Origin of the sequence: Pelagihabitans pacificus (assembly GCF_009371985.2) — a bacterium.
Lineage (GTDB): Bacteria > Bacteroidota > Bacteroidia > Flavobacteriales > Flavobacteriaceae > Pelagihabitans > Pelagihabitans pacificus.
Window position 1 is genome coordinate 1 of sequence record NZ_VIKU02000014.1, and the last position, 2,232, is coordinate 2,232.

2 tRNA genes and 1 rRNA gene are annotated in these 2,232 nt (G+C 54.3%); all 3 read left to right on the top strand.

Annotation, left to right across the window (positions count from 1 at the left end):
- Nucleotides 1-82: 82 nt before the first annotated feature.
- Nucleotides 83-1,609 (top strand): 16S ribosomal RNA (locus tag FK220_RS19890).
- A gap of 134 nt (nucleotides 1,610-1,743) precedes the next feature.
- Nucleotides 1,744-1,817, top strand: a tRNA-Ile gene (locus tag FK220_RS19895).
- Between the two features lie 75 nt (nucleotides 1,818-1,892).
- Nucleotides 1,893-1,966 (top strand) — tRNA-Ala (locus FK220_RS19900).
- The last annotated feature ends 266 nt before the right edge of the window (nucleotides 1,967-2,232 follow it).

The window sequence follows — 2,232 nt, forward strand, 5'->3', positions numbered from 1 at the left end:
GGGCCTCAAGAGAATTTGAACCGGGCGAGACGGGGCCGGGACGGGTTTTTCGGAGTGGGCACTTGTACTTATATAAGAATCGACAATGAAGAGTTTGATCCTGGCTCAGGATGAACGCTAGCGGCAGGCCTAACACATGCAAGTCGAGGGGCAGCGGGGAGTGCTTGCACTTTGCCGGCGACCGGCGCACGGGTGCGCAACGCGTATGGAACCTGCCCCTGTCAGGGGAATAGCCCATGGAAACGTGGATTAATGCCCCATGGTATCGCGAGCCCGCATGGGTTTTGCGATTAAAGATTTATCGGACAGGGATGGCCATGCGTACCATTAGCTAGTTGGTAAGGTAACGGCTTACCAAGGCCGCGATGGTTAGGGGCCCTGAGAGGGGGATCCCCCACACTGGTACTGAGACACGGACCAGACTCCTACGGGAGGCAGCAGTGAGGAATATTGGACAATGGGCGGGAGCCTGATCCAGCCATGCCGCGTGCAGGAAGAATGCCCTATGGGTAGTAAACTGCTTTTGTACGGGAAGAAACCCGCCTACGTGTAGGCGGCCGACGGTACCGTAAGAATAAGGACCGGCTAACTCCGTGCCAGCAGCCGCGGTAATACGGAGGGTCCGAGCGTTATCCGGAATTATTGGGTTTAAAGGGTCCGTAGGCGGGCCGTTAAGTCAGGGGTGAAATGGTGCGGCTCAACCGTAGCACTGCCCTTGATACTGGTGGTCTTGAGTCATGGTGGAGTGGGCGGAATATGTAGTGTAGCGGTGAAATGCATAGATATTACATAGAACACCGATCGCGAAGGCAGCTCACTAACCATGGACTGACGCTGATGGACGAAAGCGTGGGGAGCGAACAGGATTAGATACCCTGGTAGTCCACGCCGTAAACGATGGATACTAGCTGTCCGGGCCTTCGGGCCTGGGCGGCCAAGCGAAAGTGATAAGTATCCCACCTGGGGAGTACGTTCGCAAGAATGAAACTCAAAGGAATTGACGGGGGCCCGCACAAGCGGTGGAGCATGTGGTTTAATTCGATGATACGCGAGGAACCTTACCAGGGCTTAAATGCATACTGACAGGTCCAGAGATGGATTTTTCTTCGGACAGTTTGCAAGGTGCTGCATGGTTGTCGTCAGCTCGTGCCGTGAGGTGTCAGGTTAAGTCCTATAACGAGCGCAACCCCTACCGTTAGTTGCCAGCATGTAAAGATGGGGACTCTAACGGGACTGCCGGTGCAAACCGCGAGGAAGGTGGGGACGACGTCAAATCATCACGGCCCTTACGTCCTGGGCCACACACGTGCTACAATGGCCGGTACAGAGAGCAGCCATGCGGCGACGCAGAGCGAATCTACAAAACCGGTCACAGTTCGGATCGGGGTCTGCAACCCGACCCCGTGAAGCTGGAATCGCTAGTAATCGGATATCAGCCATGATCCGGTGAATACGTTCCCGGGCCTTGTACACACCGCCCGTCAAGCCATGGAAGCCGGGAGTGCCTGAAGTCCGTCACCGCAAGGAGCGGCCTAGGGCAAGATCGGTAACTAGGGCTAAGTCGTAACAAGGTAGCCGTACCGGAAGGTGCGGCTGGAACACCTCCTTTCTAGAGAGCGCCCTTTCGCAAGGGCCTTGTTCCGCGCCCCGTCGCGCCGGTTCATTTTTTTTTTTTTGATACGGTTGTCTTTGCGATCAATAACGATAATAGAAGGAACGGTGCCGCGGGTCGGCATCCGGGACAGTCCCGTAGCTCAGCTGGTTAGAGCGCTACACTGATAATGTAGAGGTCGGCAGTTCGAGTCTGCCCGGGACTACGAAGTTCTTTAAGATAGGTATTGGGAATTCTGGAAGTTGGGCGGTGGTCACCAATGTGCCGACTACCGGTATATGGGGGATTAGCTCAGCTGGCTAGAGCGCCTGCCTTGCACGCAGGAGGTCATCGGTTCGACTCCGATATTCTCCACCTACGCTCACCGTAAGTGAGCTTCGGTGGACTTTAGGTCCATTAGAAGATTACTGAAGGCGAGCCTTATTTAACTAATAGGTTGAATAAGGAAAGTTCATTGACATATTGGGACAGGGCGTATATCCGTTTTCGGACGGGTGTATGCTCGAATAAGAATAGAATTACACGAATTTTTTAGGTAAAGTACGAATACGGAAAAGAAGGTTTGGCGACAAGCTGGAAAAGGGCGTATGGGGGATGCCTAGGCTCCCAGAGGCGATGAA